The 22,956-nt window shown below is 52.6% G+C and carries 22 protein-coding genes; 9 read left to right on the forward strand and 13 right to left on the reverse strand.

Annotated features, from left to right (window positions below; genetic code table 11):
• The first annotated feature begins 13 nt into the window (after positions 1-13).
• The 3 genes from nirC to JSN25_RS04135 all read left to right on the forward strand — a co-directional run bounded on the left by nirC (position 14) and on the right by JSN25_RS04135 (position 2,651).
• Positions 14-823, forward strand: coding sequence for a nitrite transporter NirC (gene nirC / locus JSN25_RS04125; RefSeq protein WP_087856296.1), 810 nt, complete (start codon positions 14-16; stop codon positions 821-823).
• Between the two features lie 11 nt (positions 824-834).
• Positions 835-2,208 (forward strand): siroheme synthase CysG, encoded by a 1,374-nt coding sequence (gene cysG, locus JSN25_RS04130; RefSeq protein ID WP_038634829.1) that lies wholly within the window; start codon positions 835-837, stop codon positions 2,206-2,208.
• 272 nt (positions 2,209-2,480) lie between these two features.
• A complete protein-coding gene (locus JSN25_RS04135; protein WP_006687392.1) occupies positions 2,481-2,651 on the forward strand; it encodes a YhfL family protein in 171 nt (56 codons plus the stop codon).
• Positions 2,652-2,716: 65 nt separating this feature from the next.
• Here the strand turns inward: JSN25_RS04135 and trpS are convergent, their stop codons facing one another.
• The 12 genes from trpS to JSN25_RS04195 all read right to left on the reverse strand — a co-directional run bounded on the left by trpS (position 2,717) and on the right by JSN25_RS04195 (position 12,889).
• The gene (trpS, locus tag JSN25_RS04140) at positions 2,717-3,721 is read right to left on the reverse strand and encodes a tryptophan--tRNA ligase (protein ID WP_038634836.1); all 1,005 of its coding nucleotides are present in this window, start codon (positions 3,719-3,721) and stop codon (positions 2,717-2,719) included.
• Positions 3,714-4,472, reverse strand: coding sequence for a phosphoglycolate phosphatase (gph, locus tag JSN25_RS04145; protein ID WP_069323808.1), 759 nt, complete (start codon positions 4,470-4,472; stop codon positions 3,714-3,716). The genes trpS and gph overlap by 8 nt, the downstream gene beginning before the upstream one ends.
• Positions 4,465-5,142 (reverse strand): ribulose-phosphate 3-epimerase, encoded by a 678-nt coding sequence (gene rpe, locus JSN25_RS04150; RefSeq protein WP_003023561.1) that lies wholly within the window; start codon positions 5,140-5,142, stop codon positions 4,465-4,467. Before rpe ends, gph begins: the two co-directional genes overlap by 8 nt.
• Positions 5,143-5,159: 17 nt before the next feature.
• Positions 5,160-5,996 (reverse strand): adenine-specific DNA-methyltransferase, encoded by an 837-nt coding sequence (dam, locus tag JSN25_RS04155; protein ID WP_160955322.1) that lies wholly within the window; start codon positions 5,994-5,996, stop codon positions 5,160-5,162.
• A gap of 117 nt (positions 5,997-6,113) precedes the next feature.
• Positions 6,114-7,409: a cell division protein DamX gene (damX, locus tag JSN25_RS04160; RefSeq protein WP_204525458.1), complete on the reverse strand. Its 1,296-nt coding sequence runs from the start codon at positions 7,407-7,409 to the stop codon at positions 6,114-6,116.
• A 96-nt stretch (positions 7,410-7,505) separates the two neighbouring features.
• Positions 7,506-8,594: a 3-dehydroquinate synthase gene (gene aroB, locus JSN25_RS04165; RefSeq protein WP_110496649.1), complete on the reverse strand. Its 1,089-nt coding sequence runs from the start codon at positions 8,592-8,594 to the stop codon at positions 7,506-7,508.
• Positions 8,595-8,651: 57 nt separating this feature from the next.
• Complete coding sequence (gene aroK / locus JSN25_RS04170) at positions 8,652-9,173, reverse strand: shikimate kinase AroK (RefSeq protein ID WP_003023552.1); 522 nt, start codon at positions 9,171-9,173, stop codon at positions 8,652-8,654.
• 405 nt (positions 9,174-9,578) lie between these two features.
• Positions 9,579-10,814: a DNA uptake porin HofQ gene (hofQ, locus tag JSN25_RS04175; protein ID WP_422678875.1), complete on the reverse strand. Its 1,236-nt coding sequence runs from the start codon at positions 10,812-10,814 to the stop codon at positions 9,579-9,581.
• Positions 10,729-11,142 (reverse strand): HofP DNA utilization family protein, encoded by a 414-nt coding sequence (locus JSN25_RS04180; protein WP_204525460.1) that lies wholly within the window; start codon positions 11,140-11,142, stop codon positions 10,729-10,731. The genes hofQ and JSN25_RS04180 overlap by 86 nt, the downstream gene beginning before the upstream one ends.
• Positions 11,132-11,587, reverse strand: a complete 456-nt coding sequence (locus JSN25_RS04185) for a HofO family protein (RefSeq protein WP_085049003.1) — start codon at positions 11,585-11,587, stop codon at positions 11,132-11,134. Before JSN25_RS04185 ends, JSN25_RS04180 begins: the two co-directional genes overlap by 11 nt.
• Positions 11,571-12,110, reverse strand: coding sequence for a PilN domain-containing protein (locus JSN25_RS04190; protein ID WP_204525461.1), 540 nt, complete (start codon positions 12,108-12,110; stop codon positions 11,571-11,573). The genes JSN25_RS04185 and JSN25_RS04190 overlap by 17 nt, the downstream gene beginning before the upstream one ends.
• A complete protein-coding gene (locus JSN25_RS04195) occupies positions 12,110-12,889 on the reverse strand; it encodes a type IV pilus biogenesis protein PilM (RefSeq protein WP_204525462.1) in 780 nt (259 codons plus the stop codon). Before JSN25_RS04195 ends, JSN25_RS04190 begins: the two co-directional genes overlap by 1 nt.
• Positions 12,890-13,009: 120 nt before the next feature.
• On the opposite strand from JSN25_RS04195, the gene mrcA reads away from it, so the two are divergent.
• Positions 13,010-15,562, forward strand: a complete 2,553-nt coding sequence (mrcA, locus tag JSN25_RS04200; protein WP_204525463.1) for a peptidoglycan glycosyltransferase/peptidoglycan DD-transpeptidase MrcA — start codon at positions 13,010-13,012, stop codon at positions 15,560-15,562.
• Between the two features lie 55 nt (positions 15,563-15,617).
• Here the strand turns inward: mrcA and nudE are convergent, their stop codons facing one another.
• Positions 15,618-16,178, reverse strand: coding sequence for an ADP compounds hydrolase NudE (nudE, locus tag JSN25_RS04205; RefSeq protein WP_204525464.1), 561 nt, complete (start codon positions 16,176-16,178; stop codon positions 15,618-15,620).
• Positions 16,179-16,500: 322 nt separating this feature from the next.
• Between nudE and igaA the strand changes: the two genes are divergently transcribed.
• From igaA to pckA, 5 genes are all read left to right on the forward strand, one after another.
• Complete coding sequence (gene igaA / locus JSN25_RS04210; RefSeq protein WP_085049008.1) at positions 16,501-18,636, forward strand: intracellular growth attenuator protein IgaA; 2,136 nt, start codon at positions 16,501-16,503, stop codon at positions 18,634-18,636.
• A 62-nt stretch (positions 18,637-18,698) separates the two neighbouring features.
• Entirely contained in the window at positions 18,699-19,367 is a 669-nt protein-coding gene (gene yrfG, locus JSN25_RS04215) for a GMP/IMP nucleotidase (protein ID WP_038634874.1), read from the forward strand.
• Positions 19,368-19,377: 10 nt separating this feature from the next.
• Positions 19,378-19,779, forward strand: a complete 402-nt coding sequence (gene hslR / locus JSN25_RS04220) for a ribosome-associated heat shock protein Hsp15 (RefSeq protein WP_003837900.1) — start codon at positions 19,378-19,380, stop codon at positions 19,777-19,779.
• Positions 19,780-19,803: 24 nt separating this feature from the next.
• On the forward strand, positions 19,804-20,682 hold the full coding sequence (gene hslO / locus JSN25_RS04225) for an Hsp33 family molecular chaperone HslO (RefSeq protein WP_016157640.1): 879 nt from the start codon (positions 19,804-19,806) through the stop codon (positions 20,680-20,682).
• Positions 20,683-21,260: 578 nt separating this feature from the next.
• The gene (gene pckA, locus JSN25_RS04230) at positions 21,261-22,883 is read left to right on the forward strand and encodes a phosphoenolpyruvate carboxykinase (ATP) (RefSeq protein ID WP_038634881.1); all 1,623 of its coding nucleotides are present in this window, start codon (positions 21,261-21,263) and stop codon (positions 22,881-22,883) included.
• Positions 22,884-22,956 lie beyond the last annotated feature (73 nt).

Raw genomic sequence — 22,956 nt, forward strand, 5'->3', positions numbered from 1 at the left:
CAAGGATAATCAAATGTTTACTGACACTATTAATAAGTGTGCAGCTAATGCTGCGCGCATCGCACGCCTGTCGGCTAATAATCCGCTCGGATTCTGGGTCAGTTCGGCAATGGCAGGGGCCTATGTCGGTCTCGGCATCATTCTTATTTTCACCCTCGGCAATCTGCTCGACCCGTCCGTACGTCCTCTGGTAATGGGTGCAACCTTTGGTATCGCCTTAACGCTGGTCATTATCGCGGGTTCTGAACTGTTTACCGGTCACACCATGTTCCTGACGCTCGGCGTCAAAGCGGGTACCATCAGTCACAGTCAAATGTGGGCAATTTTACCGCAAACCTGGCTGGGTAATCTGGTCGGTTCCGTGTTTGTCGCTCTGCTTTACAGTTGGGGTGGCGGCAGCTTGTTGCCGGTAGATACCAGCATCGTCCATTCGGTTGCACTGGCGAAAACCACCGCGCCTGCGACGGTACTGTTCTTCAAGGGCGCACTGTGTAACTGGTTGGTTTGTCTGGCAATCTGGATGGCAATCCGTACCGAAGGCGCAGCGAAATTCCTCGCTATCTGGTGGTGTCTGCTGGCGTTTATCGCTTCCGGCTACGAACATTCGGTTGCCAACATGACGCTGTTTGCCCTCTCCTGGTTCGGCCACCACAGCGAAGCCTATACCCTGGCCGGAATTGGTCATAACCTGCTGTGGGTGACACTCGGTAATACTTTGTCCGGTGTCGTATTCATGGGATTGGGTTATTGGTATGCTACGCCAAAATCGGAGCGTCCGGCTCCGGCAAAAATCAATCAGCCAGAGGCTGCTGCCAATAATTAAGGGGTAATGTCGTGGATCATTTGCCTATATTTTGTCAACTACGTGACCGTGACTGCTTGATCGTCGGCGGTGGTGATGTCGCAGAACGCAAAGCGCGGTTATTGCTGGAAGCGGGCGCCCGTTTAACGGTTAATGCGCTGGCGTTTATTCCGCAGTTCACCGTATGGGCAAATGAAGGCATGTTGACGCTTGTTGAGGGACCGTTCGATGAATCCCTGCTCGATCCTTGCTGGCTGGTTATCGCCGCCACCGATGACGATGCCGTCAACCAAAGCGTCAGCACCGCCGCAGAATCACGCCGTATTTTCTGCAACGTGGTCGATGCGCCAAAAGCAGCCAGTTTTATCATGCCCTCCATTATCGACCGCTCGCCGCTGATGGTGGCGGTCTCCTCTGGCGGCACTTCGCCGGTGCTGGCCCGTCTGCTACGTGAAAGACTCGAATCCATACTGCCTCAGCATCTTGGCCAGGTCGCACAGTATGCGGGCAAGCTGCGTTCCCGGGTTAAAAACCAGTTTGCCAGTATGGGTGAACGTCGCCGCTTCTGGGAAAAATTGTTCATTAATGACCGCCTGGCGCAGTCGCTGGCAAACAACGATCGGAAAGCTGTCGAGGAAACCACCGAGCAGTTGCTCAGCGAACCACTGGATCACCGTGGTGAAGTGGTGCTGGTTGGCGCCGGTCCTGGCGATGCCGGGCTACTAACGCTGAAAGGGCTGCAGCAGATCCAGCAAGCCGACGTAGTGGTTTATGACCGTCTGGTTTCCGATGATATTATGAACCTCGTGCGCCGCGATGCGGACCGGGTATTCGTCGGTAAACGCGCGGGTTACCACTGCGTACCGCAGGAAGAAATCAACCAGATCCTGCTGCGTGAAGCGCAACAAGGCAAGCGCGTGGTACGACTAAAAGGTGGCGACCCGTTCATCTTTGGCCGCGGTGGTGAAGAGCTGGAAACGCTTTGCCACGCTGGTATTCCATTCTCCGTTGTGCCGGGTATAACCGCGGCTTCCGGTTGCTCCGCTTATTCTGGTATTCCACTGACCCATCGCGATTACGCGCAAAGTGTTCGTCTGGTTACCGGACACCTGAAAACCGGCGGCGAGCTGGACTGGGAAAATCTGGCGGCAGAGAAACAGACGCTGGTGTTCTATATGGGACTGAATCAGGCGGCCACAATTCAGGAAAAACTGATCGAATTTGGCATGCAGGCCAATATGCCGGTTGCGCTGGTAGAAAACGGTACCTCCGTGAAGCAACGCGTCGTCAACGGTGTGCTGACGCAGCTCGGGGAATTAGCGCAACAGGTTGAAAGCCCAGCGCTGATTATCGTCGGTCGCGTGGTTGGACTACGCGATAAGCTGAACTGGTTCTCGAATCATTAATTGAATGTAAATACATGCCCTGATATTCAGGGCATGTATTTATCATCCTGCAGAAATAAATAATAAACGAAATACGCTACATGCTCACTTCAGCAAACCAATTATTAATTAAAATATAACCGCCTAGTAATCCAATTCATTAATTATATAATTTACATAAAGCTTGCTATGTCCTTATCCGGACTACTTAAATTTTATTTAAGTTGATATCTTAACCGTCGAGAAATGGATTTCATCCATTTTAAAAATAGATATCTTACAAGGATTTTAACATGCTGAAATTTGCAAAAATCACCATTGTCGCTGGGGTTCTGGCTACACTGACCGCATGTACGGGTCATATTGAAAACAAAAAAAATAACTGCAGCTACGATTATTTCCTGCATCCAGCAATTTCAATTTCTAAAATTATTGGTGGCTGTGGTCCGGCTGCAGACCAGTAATAGATGCTATTGCGCAGATACAAAAAAACCGGGGATTCCCCGGTTTTTTTGCAACGCAGAAAATATTACGGTCTGGCGACAAAACCAATCGCTTCGTAAACGGCTTTCAGCGTAACAGAAGCGCGTGCGCTGGCTTTTTCCGCACCGTCTTTCATTACTTTCTGCAGGAAAGCTTCATCGTTACGGAAACGGTGATAACGTTCCTGAAGCTCGGTCAGCATGCCGGAAACGGCCTCCGCGACTTCACCTTTCAGATGACCATACATTTTGCCTTCGAAGTGCTGTTCCAGCTCCGGAATACTCTGGCCGGTGACGGCAGAGAGGATATCCAGCAGGTTCGAAACACCCGCTTTTTCTTTCACGTCGTAACGAACAACAGGCGGCTCTTCCGAGTCAGTCATCGCTCGTTTGATTTTTTTGACCACAGATTTTGGATCTTCCAGCAGACCGATCACGTTGTTGCGGTTGTCATCCGACTTGGACATTTTTTTCGTCGGCTCCAGCAGCGACATCACGCGCGCGCCGGATTTAGGGATGAACGGTTCCGGTACTTTGAAGATGTCGCCATACAGCGCATTGAAGCGCTGAGCGATATCGCGGCTCAGTTCAAGATGCTGTTTCTGATCTTCGCCAACCGGTACCTGATTGGTCTGATACAGCAGAATGTCTGCCGCCATCAGTACCGGATAATCAAACAGACCGGCGTTGATGTTCTCTGCGTAACGTGCAGATTTATCTTTGAACTGGGTCATACGGCTCAGCTCGCCGAAATAGGTGTAGCAGTTCAGCGCCCAGCCTAACTGTGCGTGTTCCGGTACGTGCGACTGAACAAAAATGGTGCTTTTTTCAGGATCGATCCCGCATGCCAGATACAGCGCCAGCGTATCCAGCGTTGCTTTACGCAGTTGCTGAGCATCCTGACGAACGGTAATGGCATGTTGGTCAACGATGCAGTAGATGCAATGGTAGTCATCCTGCATGTTCACCCACTGACGCAGCGCACCCATATAGTTGCCAATGGTCAATTCACCTGAGGGCTGTGCGCCACTAAAAACGATGGGCTTAGTCATTTTTCGATTCCTGATTTTCGCTATGCGGAAGCCCGAGAGCGGGCAGTAGTTCATTAATGCGGTCGTACATGACATCGGGCTCGCTCAATGCGATAGACTCACCGTAGTTGTAGCCATACGTCAGACCAACGGACGGACAACCAGCAGCCTTAGCCGCCTGAATATCATTACGAGAATCCCCTACGAAGAGCATTTGCTCAGGCTTGATGCCAAGCTTACTTGCCACCAGCAGCAGCGGATCCGGGTGTGGTTTTTTATTCTGCACGTCGTCACCACCGATGACCACGCTGAAGTATTTGGCGATATCTAACGCCTCGAGCAATGGCGCGACAAACGGGGTTGGTTTGTTGGTCACCAGACCCAGCGGCAAACCTTTAGCATGCAACGCGCCCAGCGTGTCGGCAACATCAGGGAACAGGAATGTCCCCTCTTCTGCGACATCGCCGTAGTACCTGTCGAACAGCTTACGCAAAATACGTACCTGTTCCTCAGCAGGAATATCATCATCAATGGGGGGTTTACCCATCGTTTTACGTAATGTCGCGCGCTCCTGACGAGACCACGCCAGCGCGCGCTCCATCAGTACATCTGCACCATTACCAATCCAGGTGATTACACGTTCTTCACCAGCAACCGGCAGTTCCAGCGCATACAGCGCCATATCCACCGCTGCGGCTAATCCCGGCGCGCTGTCGACCAACGTGCCGTCGAGGTCAAAAGCGGCGCCCCGAATATCCTGAAACTTATCCATGACTTACCTTCGCCAGTTCATTGCGCATTTCATCAATGACTTTTTTGTAGTCTGGTTGGTCGAAAATAGCGGAGCCTGCAACAAACATATCTGCACCCGCCGCCGCGATTTCACCGATGTTGTTCACCTTGACGCCACCATCAACTTCCAGGCGGATGTCATAGCCAGATTCATCAATACGACGACGCACTTCACGCAGCTTATCCAGCGTTTGTGGGATGAAAGACTGTCCGCCAAAGCCTGGGTTAACGGACATCAGCAGGATCACATCCAGCTTATCCATGACGTAGTCCAGGTAGCTCAAAGGCGTTGCCGGGTTAAACACCAGGCCCGCTTTACAACCATGCTCTTTGATCAGTTGCAAGGTACGATCAACGTGCTCGGAGGCTTCCGGATGGAAAGTAATGATGCTGGCGCCAGCGGCGGCGAAGTCAGGGACAATACGATCGACCGGTTTCACCATCAGGTGAACATCAATCGGGGCGGTGATGCCATATTTACGCAGCGATTTCAGAACCATCGGTCCGATGGTCAAGTTCGGTACGTAGTGATTGTCCATGACGTCGAAGTGTACTACATCGGCACCGGCAGTCAGCGCTCTCGCGGTGTCTTCGCCCAGGCGGGCAAAATCAGCCGACAGAATTGAGGGGGCGATCAAATACTGTTTCATCCGCTTCTCCTTGAGAATTATTTTTTCGCAGGCGTTGCGACTCCTGGTTTATACAGCGCCAGCAGTTCGTTCACCTTTTTACGCGTGCCGCCATTGCTGCTGATGCTGCGCCGCACTTTGACCTGAAAATGTTTCGCTGCCCGGTACCACTCACGGGTATCGGGCGTGTCATGATTCGAAATTAACACCGGAATCTGCTTACTGACCAGCTTTTCTGCCATCTCGGCCAAATGCGCCTGCTCTTTCGGGCTAAAGCTGTTGGTATGATACGCGGTGAAATTTGCCGTCGCCGAAAGCGGTGCATAAGGCGGGTCACAATAGACTACGGAGCTGGTATCCGCACGGTCCATGCACTCTTCATAGGAAAGGCAATGGAACTCCGCATTCTGCGCTTTTTCAGCAAAATGGTATAACTCGGCTTCCGGAAAATAAGGTTTTTTATAACGACCAAACGGTACGTTAAACTCACCGCGCAGGTTATAACGGCACAACCCGTTGTAACCAAAGCGGTTCAGATACAGGAATAGCACTGCGCGGCGGAACGGGTCCTGGCAGGTATTAAATTCTTCCCGGAACTGGTAGTACACCTCAGCCTGATTAGTTTCAGGCATAAACAGCTCGCGCGAAGCCTGCACGTACTCATCGGTACGGGTCTTCACGATGTTATAGAGACTGATGAGGTCGCTGTTGATATCGGCAAGAATATAACGAGAAAAGTCGGTGTTGAGAAACACCGACCCGGCCCCTACGAAGGGTTCAATCAGACACTCACCCTGGGGTAAATGCCGTTTGATATCATCAAGCAGGGGGTATTTTCCCCCTGCCCATTTCAAAAAAGCGCGATTTTTTTTCATGCTGACTAACTAATTACACCTTCTCCGGCTGTGGAGAAAGCTCCGACAGCATCCTGCGCTTTAGTCTTTGTCCCGCAATTGGGCGAAACAGCAAACCATTGCAGAACATATCCTATCTTACTTCAAATCGGCCTGAACCTGGTGCAGCGGTTTTGCCCACGGATTTTTCGCCTGAATATCGGCGGGTAACGTAGACACTGCACGTTTCGCATCTTCTTTAGATGCATACACGCCCGTCACCAGAACATACCACGGTTGACCGTTACGCGTCGTCTGATACACCACGTAGTTCTTCAGGTTTTCTTTCTTCGCCCAACCGTTCAGGTTGTCGTAGTTAGAAGAACTGCTGAGCTGCAGCGTGTAATGGCCGGACGGCGCAGATTTTAACGCGCCAACATTTCCTGTACTTTTCGCTCCGCCAGCCACAGGCGTTGCCGTCGCGGTTGGCGCAGGTGTCGCAGTCTGTGCAGACGTCGTCGCCGCGGTTGCTTTCGGTTCTGCTGTCGCTTTTGGCGCAGCGGTTACCACAGGCGCTTTGGTTGTGGTCGTCGGCGCAGTCGCGGTTGGTTTTACCTGAGCAACAGGTTTCGGCTCTGTCGTCGTCGCTTTCACCGTGGTCTGCGGTTTGCTCTTCGGCTCAATGACGGCCTGTTTACGCTCCTGGTGCGTAGCAGCAGGACGTTCAACCGTTTCCGTTTTGGCAGTCTGGCGCGCAGCAGTACCATTACGAACGGGTGCGACGGTCGCAGGTTCGGTCGGCAGCGTAGAGTTCACCACGACGTTGTTAACCTGCTCCTGACCTTGCGGTTGCGTCAGCGCATTGTTCAGATCGCCCTGCACTTCAACACGCTGCTGACCTTCAGTTGCCGCAGGCGTCTGGCCTTGAGTTGGGGTAGAGGAAATCGGCGGCAGGGAAACATCCTGCTGGGTATTGCCCGCAGTCTGCTCAGCGCCCGTTGCAGGCGTATTCGTGTTCGCCTGATCCGTCGCATTGCTGCCAGAAAGATCGATGCTCTTCTCGCCAGACGCCGTCTGTTCACTGGAAGAAGATGAGGGGGCTTTCAGCGCAGAACCAATACCGATGATCAACAGCAGCAGCACCAGCACGCCCACACCCATCATCATATACTGACGAGAGGCAGGTTTACTGACCGCTTTCTTACGCTTGCGCGGACGACGTTCTACACGCTCTTCATCCACCGCATCGTCATCAGATTCATAGTCTTCTTCGATGTCCCGCTCTTCTTCACGCTCTTTACGTGCGCGCGCAGGACGGCGATCGTCAGCATCCAGATCAACATCATCAAAATTGATTTGCGGCTCATTATCGCGTTCAGACGATTGACGAGAACGACCAGTACGACGATCGCTGGGATCGGGTTTCAGCTCGTCTTCTGGTTTGAATTCATCCATTTAACACCCCACTCAAAGGTTAATGCTTACAACTTTGCACGTAACCTGAAGCTAAAAGACCTACGTTTCGCAACGTACGTCGGACCTTTCTTGTTGTTACGCCTGCTGGCAATCAGCAATAGCGTTAAGAACCACCTCGTGCGACACTCCGCCGCGCACTTCACTCTTCCCTATTGCCTGCGGAAGCACTAAACGAATCTCTCCCGCTAACACTTTTTTATCTCGCAGCATATGCGGCAAATAGGCCTCGGTGGACATTTCACGTGGCCCATTAACCGGTAAGCCTGCTCGCTGTAGCAGCGTAATGATGCGCTGCGTATCCGCAGAGCTAAACTGACCCAGACGTTCTGACGTACGAGCAGCCATTACCATACCTGCTGCGACGGCTTCACCATGTAACCAATTGCCATAACCCATTTCAGCTTCGATCGCATGGCCGAACGTGTGTCCCAGATTCAGTAAAGCACGTAAGCCCATTTCGCGCTCGTCTGCTGCGACAACTTCTGCTTTCAGCTCACAACAACGGCGAATACAGTACGCCATTGCCGGACCGTCCAGACGCAATAACGCGTCCAGATTGTCTTCCAGCCAGTTGAAAAACTCACCGTCAAGAATGATGCCGTATTTGATGACTTCCGCCAGCCCCGATGCCAGCTCACGCGCAGGAAGCGTTTTCAGACAATCGAGATCCACCACCACGGAGGCTGGTTGGTAAAACGCGCCAATCATGTTTTTACCGAGGGGATGGTTTACGGCGGTTTTGCCGCCGACGGAGGAGTCGACCTGCGACAACAGAGTTGTCGGGACTTGAATGAAACGAACACCGCGCTGGTAGCTGGCTGCCGCGAAACCGGTCAGGTCGCCAATCACGCCGCCGCCAAGTGCGACTAACGTGGTATCGCGACCGTGCGGTTTTTGCAGTAACGCGGTGAAAACCGTATCCAGAACCGTCAGGCTTTTATACTGTTCGCCATCGGGAAGGATAACGCTATCAACGTTAACACCCGCCTGTTCAAGTACGCCGCGAACCTTATCGAGATACAGGGGAGCCAGGGTTTCGTTGGTCACCAACATAACCTGATCGCCCGATTTCAGCGGTAAGAATGAAGCTGGCTCATTGAACAAACCAGCCGCGATAGTGATAGGGTAACTACGTTCCCCGAGAGTGACTGTGATCCTCTCCATTACGCGACATCCACCTTAGTTACTTGTACCCGCAGACGAGTGTGTATTCGGCCAGAATTAGTTGCTTTCCAACATATGAATAATCTGGTTTGCTACGACTTTTGCGCTCTGATCGTCGGTGCGAATGGTCACGTCGGCAATCTCTTCGTACAGAGGATTGCGTTCGTCAGCCAACGCTTCCAGAACTTCACGAGGCGGTGATTCTACCTGCAGCAGCGGGCGTTTCTTGTCACGTTGAGTACGCGCAAGTTGTTTTTCAATTGTCGTTTCAAGATAGACCACGACGCCACGCGCGGAGAGACGGTTACGTGTTTCACGTGATTTTACAGAGCCACCGCCAGTTGCCAGCACAATACCCTGTTTTTCCGTCAACTCGTTGATGACTTTTTCTTCGCGATCACGGAAGCCGTCTTCACCTTCTACATCGAAGACCCAGCCCACATCAGCTCCGGTTCGTTTCTCAATCTCTTGATCAGAATCGTAAAATTCCATATTGAGTTGTTGAGCTAACTGCCGCCCAATAGTGCTTTTTCCGGCACCCATAGGCCCAACCAGAAAGATATTGCGTTTCTCTGCCATTTTTTCGGTACTACTAAGACTATTCGTTAATGGTAAACCCGCTTCGCAGACACCCAGCGCAGCAGGACATGAACTGAAACCTCATAAGATATTGCGAGAGTCAGACTGAAAATTATCTCAATACTCAAGCGGGTTTGGCAACTGAATAAATCACCAAACCCTACGCATTTCTGGTCGTGGCAGGCATGCAGCCCTGCAAACATCAGACATGGCGACGTATCGCGTAGTCCAATGACGGCAAAATAAGCCTATGACACACCACCAGAAAGGCAAAGCGTATTCATTGCCGCATAAGTAAAGAAAAGTACCGACGCTCAAATCGGTACTCCTTGTATGCTAAATACACCCCCACGTCAAATCCCTGAAACGTGTTCAGTGCAAAAACAACGGTTTTTCATGCATAAGTTATTCCGTTGACACCAGTCTGGGCGTAATAAAGACCACTAACTCACGACGCTCATCTTCTTTTCCATCGTGACGAAAAAGAGAGCCAAGCCAGGGGATGTCGCCTAACAACGGCACGCTGTCAGCCGCAGATTTATTTTTATGTGAAAAAATGCCGCCCAACGCAATCGTCTCTCCGCTTTTTACCTCAACCTGCGTTTCAATTTCCTGCTTATCGATAGCCAGAACTTCACCATCAGCTTGTTGTAGCACCTGCCCGGGGACATTCTGGCTGATATGCAGTTTCAGCCTGATTCGCCCTTTCTGCAAAACAGTGGGCGTAACCTCCATCCCCAGTACCGCTTCTTTAAACTCGACGGATGTCGCCCCGCTTTCTCCGCTGGAGACCTGATACGGGATCTCGCTGCCCTGCTTAATACTGGCAGGTTGCAGGTGAGAAGCCAGTAATCGCGGACTGGCGATGATATCAAGCTGCTGTTTTTGCTCCAGTGCCGACAGCTCCAGTTCCAGTAACCGACCGTTAATACGACCAATATTAAATCCCACACGGGATGTTGCTGCGGGCACCGAAAGATCGCTGGCAAGCGTAGTGACATTCCCCACCGCCCCCGGTTGTTGCGCGTCGGCCAGCGACCATTTAACCCCCAGCTCGCGCAAACTTTTTTCATTAATCGTGACGATATGCGCCGCCAGTTCCACCTGTTCAACGGGTAAATCCATTTGCGCCACCCACTTTTCCAGCGCGTTAAGCACAACGCTATTATCACGCAGCAGTAAGCGGTTGGTTCGTTTATCAACCGTCATGCTGCCTTTAGCGCTCAGCAACTTCTCTCCGGCTTTTGCCAGCTCGGCGGCGTCAGCGTATTGCAAAATGATGCTGCGATGTTCCAGAGGCAGGCTGGCCTGCATTCGTGCCTGCTCATTTTCCTGGCGGGCCGCATTTTCACTCTGCCATTGCATGGAATGCACATGCAGAATGTTGCCCTCCTGGCGTAGCACTAATCCGGCGCTTTTCACGACCGTTTGCAACGCCTGCTTCCAGGGCACATCTGTCAGATGCAGTGACAGCACCCCGCCGACATCCGGTGAAACCACCAGGTTTTTCTTTTCTTGTTCCGCCAGGGCCTGCAAAACCTGCACAACAGGCACATCATCCACCACCAGCGTTACGTTTTGCGGTTTTCCCGTCTGCCCGCGGAACACCGCGACCAGCAGCATCATGGCTATCCATCTCATCCATCGCTTCATTTACCGCTCCCTGTCGTTGCCACTGCCATTGAGCAGGCTCGCAGCTTTTCTCTGTATTGAGGGTTAAGCTTTCGGCCGTTATCTGCGAAATCGTCCAACCGTTTTTCAGGACGTCATTTCGCTCAACTCGCCGCCATTTGTGCTGCCCATCCTGCACGATGCCGATCGGTCGCTCACCCACGCTCACCATTCCCTGATAACGCCACGTCGACCACTCAGCTATCTGGCAAGGATCCTCCGGCGGTAAGAAGGGATTACGCATACCGGTCAGGATCAGCACACTGATGCATGCCAACAGCCAGCGTTCAACCGTCATTCAGATGTTCCAGTTGTAGCGTTAACAGCAGTTCAGCGCCTTCTACACTGAGAGAAAACCGGCTGACGCTCATCCCTTGTTCCGCCAGTTGGACAAACACCGGCGGGATAGCCTCCCACGCAGGCCTCAGCGTCATCTCCCCGCCCTGAATGGCGGGTTGCCAGTGGACAAGACGTATAAGGGGCGTCTGAAACAGCAATGGAGAGAATGGAATAAACGTCTCTTCAGCCTCTCCTGACGATGACGCCAGCAGATACACGTTTCGCCATTGCGTCTGAATGGCAGCACGTTGCTGGTTTAGCGCCTCTTGTTGCATACCCCGCAGCCTGGCGGCGGGGTAAAGACATAGCGCGACCATCATAAGCAGCCCTAAAATCCAGCCGCATGCGCACATAACACGAAAGCGCAGCGAGTGCGCGAGCCAGGCATCACAGAGCGTTATCATGCGTGTCACTCCGCGTCAGACGATAGTGGAATTGCCAACGCCCTTGGGCATCCTGCTGCGTTTCGCCAGAACGATTTAGCGTAAACAAAGGCTGCTGGCGTAATTGCGTTTCCAGCGCCTTAAGGGCGGCAAAGTTCAGCGCATTTCCCGTCAGTTCCAGCGTCCCTTGCTGCCAGGTCATTTTGGTTAACCACACCTGTTCCGGGAGTAATTCCGCCAGCTGTTGCAGAATCTGTTGCCAGCTTTGGGTCTGGTCACGCTGTTTGTTTCGCGCTTGTACCTGTTGCCATTGTTGCAGGCGCTGCTGCAAGCGAGGCTTTAGCGCCGTCAGCGCCGCTATGCGCTTATTTTCAGCCTCTACCAGCAGGAGTTCGACCCGGTTTTCCACGCTAAAAACGCTGTTATAGATTAACGTCACGCCAATGCTCAGCAGTAGAGCAGCGCTAAAGAAGACGGCCCAGAAACGCAAACAGGTATACCGCCGAGTCTGACGCCAGGGCAGAAGATTGATGGTCGCTATCATCAATACGATCCTCCCATGGCCAATCCTAATGCAATGGTAAAGCGGTAGCTTTGTGGTGGAATTGGCGGCTGGCGAACGGACACGACGTTTAAAGGATCGAATCCGCTGGTGTCGCATAGCGCAATAGCTGTCGGGGAAAGAGATAACGTTGCGGCAAGTTCGTCGAGACGGCCAATATCGCCCGTCAATTTTCGCCCCCATGACGAGCGGGTCGCCCATAGCCACTGGGTCTCATCACGCCATACCAGACACTGTTGATGTTCGGGTAAATAAGGAATAAATCGTTGCAAGGCGCTAGCGTCCGGCGTAATCGCTTTAACCTGTACTTTCAGCGCTTGTATTAACGTCAGCAGCGTTGAAATCTCTTTGCTTTGCGCGGCAGTGACGTTAAACGCCGGGCTCAACGTGTCTTCGCTATAATCAAAATGCAGCGCATCCTGCGACATATCCAGTTCACGAGCCATCAAACCGGACAACCATGCGGTTTGCTCTGGCTCTCGCAAGGTCATTGCCGGACGAGGAAACTTTTTTTGTAACGTCCTGTTGGCGGGAAAGGAGAGATAAATATGATGTCGGCGAGGAAGCTCACGGCTCCACGGCAGTAGCGTTGCGACAAGCTGTTCTGGCTCGCGAATGTGACCATCAACGATAACCTGAGGTGCCAACGGCATACGCCACCAGCGCTGTAGAAACCAACCGGACGCGTCGCGAACGACAGCGACAGCCAGCGCTTCATGTTGCTGAATATGCAGACCAATTTTCCAGATATTAAAAGCCATTGCTGATGATCTCCGTATCACCCGTTGCTTTAACGGGTATATCAATGCGTCTGGCTTGCCTTTATACTACCGCGCGTTTGTTTATAAACTGCCCAAATGCCACTAAATGGGAAATCTCCAGTGAAGTTCGTAAAGTATTTTTTAATCCTTGCAGTATGTTGCATCCTGCTGGGAGCAGGCTCGATTTATGGCCTCTATCGCTATATTGAGCCGCAATTACCTGACGTCGCGACGCTCAAAGATGTGCGTTTACAGATCCCGATGCAGGTTTACAGCGCTGACGGCGAGCTGATCGCGCAATATGGCGAGAAACGTCGAATCCCGGTCACGCTGGATCAGATGCCGCCAGTGATGGTCAAAGCTTTTATCGCCACAGAAGACAGCCGCTTTTATGAGCACCACGGGGTCGACCCGGTGGGGATCTTCCGTGCAGCCAGCGTCGCATTGTTCTCCGGTCACGCCTCACAAGGGGCGAGTACCATTACCCAACAGTTGGCGAGAAACTTCTTCCTGAGCCCGGAACGTACGCTGATGCGTAAGATCAAAGAAGTGTTTCTGGCGATCCGCATTGAACAACTGCTGAGTAAAGATGAAATCCTCGAGCTGTATCTGAACAAGATCTACCTGGGATATCGCGCCTATGGCGTGGGGGCGGCCGCGCAGGTCTATTTCGGCAAGACGGTCGATCAGCTCAGCTTAAGTGAGATTGCGGTGATTGCCGGTCTGCCAAAAGCGCCGTCAACCTTCAACCCCCTCTATTCGATGGACCGGGCCACCGCGCGACGTAACGTCGTGCTGTCGCGTATGCTGAGTGAAAATTACATTACGCAGGCCCAGTACGATCAGGCGCGCGGCGAGGCCATTGACGCCAACTATCACGCGCCGGAAATCGCCTTCTCTGCACCGTATCTGTCTGAGATGGTGCGCCAGGAGATGTATAACCGCTATGGCGAGAAAGCCTATGAAGACGGGTATCGCATCACCACCACCATTACGCGCAAAGTGCAGCAGGCGGCCCAGCAGGCAGTACGTAACAACGTGATGGATTACGACATGCGCCACGGCTACCGCGGCCCGTCAAACGTGCTGTGGAAAGTGGGCGAAAGCAGTTGGGACAGCAAGAAAATCACCGATACGCTGAAAGCGCTGCCAACATATGGACCACTGCTGCCGGCGGTTGTCACCAGCGCCAATCCGCAGGAAGCTATTGCCGCGCTGGCGGATGGCACATCAGTTTCATTACGGATGGATGGCATGCGCTGGGCGCGTCCTTACCGCTCGGATACTCAGCAAGGTCCGACGCCGCGTAAAGTGACAGATGTGGTACAGACCGGGCAGCAAATCTGGGTACGCCAGGTTGGCGATGCCTGGTGGCTGGCGCAAGTGCCGGATGTTAACTCCGCACTGGTTTCTATTAATCCGCAAAACGGCGCGGTGTTGGCGCTGGTAGGGGGTTTTGACTTCAACCAGAGCAAGTTTAACCGTGCGACCCAGGCGCTACGCCAGGTAGGTTCCAACATCAAACCATTCCTCTATACCGCCGCAATGGATAAAGGTCTGACGCTGGCGAGCATGCTCAACGATGTGCCGATCTCCCGCTGGGATGCCGGTGCCGGTTCTGACTGGCAGCCGAAGAACTCACCGCCGCAGTATGCTGGTCCTATACGTTTACGTCAGGGGCTGGGCCAGTCGAAAAACGTAGTGATGGTACGCGCTATGCGTGCTATGGGCGTGGATTACGCAGCAGAGTATCTGCAACGTTTCGGCTTCCCGGCACAGAACATTGTGCACACTGAATCGCTGGCGCTGGGTTCCGCCTCGTTCACGCCATTGCAGGTGGCGCGCGGCTACGCAGTGATGGCGAACGGCGGCTTCCTGGTCGATCCGTATTTCATCAGTAAGATCGAAAGCGATATGGGCGGCGTTATCTTCGAAGCGAAGCCAAAAATTGCCTGCCCGGATTGTGATATTCCGGTGATTTATGGCGATACTCAGAAATCTAACGTGCTGGAAAACAGTAATGTAGAAGATGTCGCCGTCTCGCAGGAGCAGCAGAATGCCGCCGTGCCTATGCCACAGCTTGAGCAGGCCAACCAGGCGTTGGTCGCGCAGAGTGGAACGCAGGAGTACGCTCCGCACGTGATCAACACGCCGCTGGCGTTCCTGATTAAAAGCGCGCTGAACACCAATATCTTTGGGGAACCAGGCTGGATGGGGACCGGCTGGCGTGCGGGCCGCGACCTGAAACGTCACGATATCGGCGGAAAAACCGGGACTACCAACAGTTCTAAAGATGCGTGGTTCTCCGGTTACGGACCAGGCGTAGTGACATCAGTATGGATCGGCTTTGACGATCATCGCCGCAATCTGGGTCACACGACTGCTTCCGGGGCGATCAAAGATCAAATCTCCGGCTATGAAGGCGGCGCGAAGAGCGCGCAGCCTGCGTGGGATGCTTACATGAAATCCGTGCTGGAAGGTGTGCCCGAGCAGCCGCTGACGCCGCCGCCGGGTATCGTGACGGTCAATATCGATCGCAGTACCGGTCAACTGGCGAGCGGCGGTAACAGCCGCGAAGAGTATTTCATTGAAGGTACTCAGCCAACGCAACAGGCGGTACACGAGGTGGGGACAACCATTATCGATAATGGTGAGACACACGAGCTGTTCTGATCAAAAAAGGCGCTTCGGCGCCTTTTTTAGTGTTTGTGTATTAGTGGGATAGATATTAAAGCCGTCCCTGCCCTTTCAGCCATTCACGTACGAGGAACAACGCGCTCACATTACGCGCTTCGTGGAAATCAGGGTCTTCCAGCAAATCCATCATATGCTCGAGCGGCCAGCGTACCTGCGGTAATGGCTCAGGTTCATCCCCTTCCAGCGATTCAGGATAAAGATCCTCTGCCACCACAATGTTCATTTTGCTGGAGAAATAAGACGGCGCCATACTGAGTTTCTTCAAAAACGTCAGATCTTTCGCGCCAAATCCCACCTCTTCTTTCAGTTCCCGATTCGCCGCCTCAAATACGCTTTCACCGGGATCGATTAATCCTTTGGAAAAACCCAGTTCGTAGGACTCGGTCCCGACCGCGTATTCGCGGATAAGGATCAGGTGGTCATCCACAATCGGCACAATCATTACCGCTTCACGCGTGGAGGGCCGCATACGTTCATAAACGCGGCGTACGCCGTTGCTGAACTCAAGGTCCACGCTTTCAACCTTAAACAGCCGGGATTGGGCGACGGTTTCCACTTTCAAAATCGTGGGTTTTTGTAATGATTTGCTCATTGTGAGGGTCTTTGCTGTGAAATCTGGGGTCATTGTGCGATATACCGCACGGTTTCGGCAACGTGAATTGCCGTTTATTTACATTTATGTAACGTACTAAAAGTTAATCCCTATTTCAAATTAAAAGTCAATAGGTTGAAATAACTCCAGGAATTTGCTGATATTCCATTTTTAGTGATTTTGCTATGATTCGCATTTACTGGGCTGCGCTTTAAGATGCTCAAGTTCAACTCCACACTTGCCGATAGCCAACTAAAGAATCACGAATATTGAACAGGGTGCGACTGACCACGCCTGACAGACTAAGTAAGATGGGGAAAGCATGAGCACCATTCTGATTTTTTTAGCTGCTTTGCTGGCCTGCTCATTGCTTGCAGGGTGGCGACTCAGAACGAAATCCAGACGGAAAAATTTACCTTTGAGCAACGTCTTTTCAGACGCCTCTAAGCGTAAGCTTACGCCTGAAGAACGCAGCGCTGTCGAAAACTATCTCGAAAACCTTAGTCAAATTCAGCAAGTACCTGGTCCAACTGGTGCCAGTTCTGCGCCAGTATCGTTAACACTGAATGCCCAAAGTAACAGCGTTATTGTGCTTACGCACGCGATTACACGTTACGGTATTACCACCGACGATCCTAACAAATGGCGCTATTATCTTGATTCCGTTGAGGTGCATTTGCCGCCTTTTTGGGAACAATACATCAATGACGAAAACAGCGTTGAGTTGATTCACACCAATACGTTACCGCTGGTTATTTCGCTAAACGGCCACACCCTGCAGGAATATATGCAGGAAGCGCGTGGCTATGCGTTACAGCATACCGCCTCTACCCAGGCGTCCATTCGCGGTGAAGAAAGCGAACAAATCGAACTGCTGAATATTCGTCAGGAAACTCATGAAGAATATGCGCTCAGCCGCCCTTCTGGATTACGCGAAGCGTTACTGATCGCCGCATCATTCCTGCTGTTCTTTTTATGTTTAATCATCCCGGATACGTTTGTTCCGTGGACAGTCGGTGGCGCGGTGCTGTTGCTCGGTGCAGGTCTGTGGGGGCTGTTCGCTCCGCCATCTAAAACCGCCCTGCGAGAAATTCATTGTCTGCGCGGGACGCCGCGTCGCTGGGGCTTGTTTGGCGAGAACGACCAGGAGCAAATTAACAATATTTCTCTGGGTATTATTGATCTGATCTATCCCCCTCACTGGCAGCCTTACATTGCGCAGGATCTTGGTCAGCAAACGGATATCGATATTTATCTCGATCGCCACGTTGTACGCCAGGGGCGTTTTTTATCCCTGCACGACGAGGTTAAAAATTTCCCGTTGCAACACTGGCTACGCAATGCCGTTATCGCTGGCGGTTCGCTGTTAGTGCTGCTGATGCTGCTGTTCTGGATCCCGTTGGATATGCCGATAAAATTCACCCTTTCCTGGATGAAAGGCGCACAGACTATCGAAGCCACCAGCGTGAAACAGCTTGAGAACGCGGGCGTCCGCGTGGGGGACACACTACACCTGAGCGGCACAGGTATGTGTAACATTCATACCCAGGGGAGCTGGAATACACAGCCCGCCACGCCGTTCATGCCTTTTGATTGCACGCAAATTATCTGGAATGACGCGCGCGCGCTACCGCTTCCTGAATCCGATCTGGTGAACAAAGCCACCGCGCTCACGCAGGCCGTAAGCCGCCAGTTGCACCCCAAACCAGATGATGATTCCCGCGTCAGCGCGTCATTACGTTCGGCAATCCAAAAGTCCGGCATGGTGTTACTGGATGATTTTGGTGAAATTGTCCTGAAAACAGCCGATCTGTGCGCAGCCAAAGATGAATGCGTGCGCTTAAAAAATGCGCTGGTTAACCTCGGTAATAGTAAAGACTGGGCCGCCCTGGTGAAACGCGCTAACGCCGGAAAACTGGATGGCGTAAATGTGCTGCTGCGTCCGGTAAGCGCCGAGTCGCTGGATAATCTGGTCAATACCTCTACGGCGCCGTTTATTTCACGCGAGACGGCGCGAGCGGCCCAGGCGCTAAATAGCCCTGCCCCCGGCGGTTTTCTGATTATCAGTGACGAGGGCAGCGATCTGGTCGATCAGCCCTGGCCGTCAACCTCCCTGTATGATTACCCGCCGCAAGAACAGTGGAACGCCTTCCAGCGTCTGGCCCAGATGCTAATGCAAACACCATTTCGCGCGGAGGGGATCGTCACCAATATCTCTACCGACGCCAACGGTACCCAGCACATTGGCCTGCACCGAATCCCGGATCGTTCAGGATTATGGCGCTACCTTGGCACGACGCTGCTGATGCTCTCCATGCTCGGATGCGCTATCTATAACAGCGTTCAGGCATTCAGACGCTACCAGCGCCATCGCTCGCGCATCGCAGAAATTCAAAGCTATTACGAAAGTTGCCTCAACCCAACGCTGATTGACGACCCGGAAAGCCTGATTCGATAACACGCTCGCGCGCCAGGATATGCTACCCTGTCGCGCATCATGTTTTCTTCTGGGGGGTTTCCATGCATATCAATATTGCCTGGCAGGATGTCGACACCGTGTTGTTAGATATGGACGGCACGCTGCTCGATCTGGCATTCGATAACTATTTCTGGCAAAAACTGGTGCCGGAAACCTATGGCGCAAAGCAGGGTATCTCTCCCCAGGAAGCCCAGGACTATATTCGCCAGCAGTATCATGCCGTGCAGCATACGCTAAACTGGTACTGCCTGGATTACTGGAGTGAGCGCCTGGATCTGGATATTTGCGCTATGACAACGGCACAGGGACCACGCGCTGTTTTGCGTGAAGATACCGTACCGTTTCTTGATGCCTTAAAAGCCAGCGGCAAGCGCCGTATTTTGCTCACCAACGCGCATCCGCATAACCTCGCGGTGAAGCTGGAGCATACCGGCCTGGCCTCGCACCTTGATTTATTACTTTCCACCCACACATTTGGTTATCCCAAAGAGGATCAGCGGTTATGGCACGCTGTGGCTGAAGAAACGGGAATGAGTGCAGAGAAGACGCTGTTTATTGACGATAGCGAACCCATTCTCGACGCCGCTGCTCTGTTCGGCATTCGTTACTGCCTCGGCGTAACCAATCCCGACTCAGGTATTGCGGAAAAACAGTACGCACGCCATCCGTCATTGAATGACTACCGCCGACTGATCCCCTCACTGATGTGAAGGAGACGCCATGAAAGAAAAGCCCTCTGCTGAAGTCAGGTTGGATAAATGGCTATGGGCTGCGCGCTTTTATAAAACGCGTGCGCTGGCCCGTGAAATGGTTGAAGGCGGTAAGGTGCATTACAACGGCCAACGTAGTAAGCCGAGCAAGATTGTCGAGCTGAACGCCACCCTCACCCTGCGCCAGGGAAATGACGAGCGGACGGTCATTATCAAGGCCATTACCGAGCAGCGTCGCCCGGCCACGGAAGCCGTTACGCTGTATGAAGAAACCGCGGAAAGCGTAGAAAAACGCGAAAAAATGGCGCTGGCGCGTAAACTTAACGCGTTAACCATGCCGCACCCGGACAGACGACCGGACAAGAAAGAACGCCGCGACCTGTTACGATTTAAACACGGCGACAGCGAGTGACTGTCACCTGCAAGAGAGATGATTATGCCGCAACATGACCAATTACATCGTTATCTGTTTGAAAACTTTGCCGTGCGCGGCGAGCTGGTGACCGTTTCGGAAACCCTGCAACAGATCCTCGAAAACCATACTTACCCGCAGCCGGTTAAAAACGTGCTGGCTGAACTGCTGGTCGCCACCAGCCTGCTTACCGCTACGCTGAAGTTTGCTGGTGATATCACCGTACAGTTGCAGGGCGATGGTCCGCTGAGCCTGGCCGTCATCAACGGCAACAACAATCAGCAGATGCGCGGCGTGGCCCGCATGCAGGGTGATATTCCTGAAGGCGCGGATCTGAAAACGCTGGTAGGCAACGGCTACCTGGTGATTACCATTACGCCGGAAGAAGGCGAGCGTTATCAGGGTGTGGTCGGTCTGGAAGGCGACACGCTGGCCGCCTGTCTGGAAGATTACTTCATGCGTTCTGAACAGCTGCCGACACGGCTGTTTATCCGTACTGGCGACGTCGATGGCAAACCCGCAGCTGGCGGAATGCTGCTGCAGGTGATGCCGGCGCAAAACGCGCAGGCAGATGATTTTGATCACCTGACCGCCCTGACCGAAACCATCAAAACTGAAGAGCTGTTGACGCTGCCAGCCAACGAAGTACTGTGGCGTTTGTACCACGAAGAAGAAGTTACCCTCTACGATCCGCAGGACGTTGAGTTCAAATGCACCTGTTCACGCGAACGCTGCGCAGGCGCACTGAAAACGCTGCCGGACGAAGAAGTGGACAGCATTCTGGCGGAAGAAGGCGAGATCGATATGCACTGCGATTACTGCGGTAGCCACTATCTGTTTAACGCAATGGATATTGCCGAGATCCGCAGCAACGCTTCCCCGGCAGACCCACAGGTCCATTAAGTTTATCAGCCCGGTAGTGTGCTCTGCCGGGCTAACTCCCGCTTACTCAGCGTAATAATGCCTCTTTAGCCGTTCGCCAAGAATCACGATAACACGCCACACTCTGGGCGCTGAATCCAGTGACTGATTCGCTACCGCCTGCCGCAGACCAATAGATTCCATGCCCCAGCGAGTAGTTTGTGAACATTCAACACTAACCATGTCGTCATTCAGCATCAAGAGAAAGCCTCATATCGCATCAACTTCACAATTTTGAATATTGACTGACCTTTTTCGGACCATGATGACGGGAAGTGAATCGATATTGTTTATGTATGAGTTACGTATTTTTCTTACATGAATGCGATTACACTCACAAGATTCCCGCCAAAAACACTCTCCATTAACGTTTTAAGAACATTTTCCACAACAAAAAAGGGTTTCCTGCCATAATATCTGCCTCTTTGTGACAGGAGTCGCAGCGCATTCGGTCACCTGTGATTTTGCCCGATGCGTAAATCTATGAGCCTTGTCGCGGTTAGCAATCCCAAAAAAACCTTACTATTCCAGGTAATACATATTGGCTAAGGAGCAGTGAAATGCGTGTGAACAACAGTTTAACCCCGCAAGATCTCAAGGCTTATGGTATCAATGACGTTCAGGATATCGTTTACAATCCAGACTACGACACGCTTTTCCAGGAAGAACTTGATCCTTCCCTTCAAGGTTATGAGCGTGGTGTGTTGACGAATCTGGGCGCCGTTGCAGTTGATACCGGTATCTTTACCGGACGTTCGCCAAAGGATAAGTACATTGTCCGTGACGACACGACGCGTGATACGCTGTGGTGGTCCGACAAAGGTAAGGGTAAGAACGACAACAAACCGCTTTCCCCGGAAACCTGGCAACATCTGAAAGGGTTAGTCACCCAGCAACTTTCCGGCAAGCGCCTGTTTATTATTGATGCTTTCTGTGGCGCAAACGCCGATACCCGTCTTTCCGTGCGCTTCATTACCGAAGTTGCCTGGCAGGCGCATTTTGTCAAAAACATGTTCATCCGCCCAAGCGACGAAGAACTGGTTGATTTTAAACCTGATTTTATCGTGATGAACGGCGCTAAATGCACCAACCCGCAATGGAAAGAGCAGGGCCTGAACTCAGAAAACTTCGTGGCATTCAACCTGACTGAACGTATTCAGTTGATTGGTGGTACCTGGTACGGCGGCGAGATGAAAAAAGGTATGTTCTCCGTCATGAACTACCTGCTGCCGCTGAAGGGCATCGCCTCCATGCACTGCTCGGCAAACGTCGGGGAAAAAGGTGATGTGGCGGTCTTCTTTGGCTTGTCCGGCACCGGTAAAACCACGCTGTCCACCGACCCTAAACGCCGCCTGATCGGTGATGATGAACACGGTTGGGATGATGATGGCGTGTTTAACTTCGAAGGCGGTTGCTACGCTAAGACCATCAAACTGTCTAAAGATGCCGAGCCGGAGATCTACAACGCGATCCGTCGTGACGCGCTGCTGGAAAACGTCACCGTACGCGAAGATGGTTCTATCGACTTCGATGACGGTTCCAAAACCGAAAACACCCGAGTTTCCTACCCGATTTATCACATCGAGAATATCGTTAAGCCGGTGTCAAAAGCGGGTCATGCCACCAAAGTGATCTTCCTGACCGCTGACGCGTTTGGCGTGCTGCCACCGGTGTCTCGCCTGACGGCAGATCAAACGCAGTACCACTTCCTGTCTGGCTTCACTGCCAAACTGGCCGGTACCGAACGTGGCGTCACTGAACCTACCCCAACCTTCTCTGCCTGCTTTGGCGCAGCATTCCTGACGCTGCACCCAACGCAGTACGCTGAGGTGCTGGTGAAACGTATGCAGGCGGCAGGTGCGCAAGCGTATCTGGTTAACACCGGCTGGAACGGTACTGGTAAGCGTATCTCCATCAAAGATACCCGCGCGATTATCGACGCCATTCTGAACGGTTCACTGGACGACGCAGAAACATTCCGTCTGCCGATGTTCGACCTGGCTATTCCAACCGAACTGCCGGGCGTGGATACTCGCATTCTCGATCCGCGTAATACCTACGCGTCACCGGAGCAGTGGCAGGAAAAAGCCAACGCACTGGCGAAACTGTTTATCGAGAATTTCGAGAAGTACACCGATACCCCAGCAGGTGAAGCACTGGTTAGCGCCGGGCCGAAGCTGTAATTGACGTTGCCGGAGGGCGGTTTCGCCTTATCCGGCCTACAACAACAAAAAGGGAGGCATTTCGCCTCCCTTT

Origin of the sequence: Citrobacter cronae, from assembly GCF_016893685.1 — a bacterium.
GTDB lineage: Bacteria > Pseudomonadota > Gammaproteobacteria > Enterobacterales > Enterobacteriaceae > Citrobacter > Citrobacter werkmanii.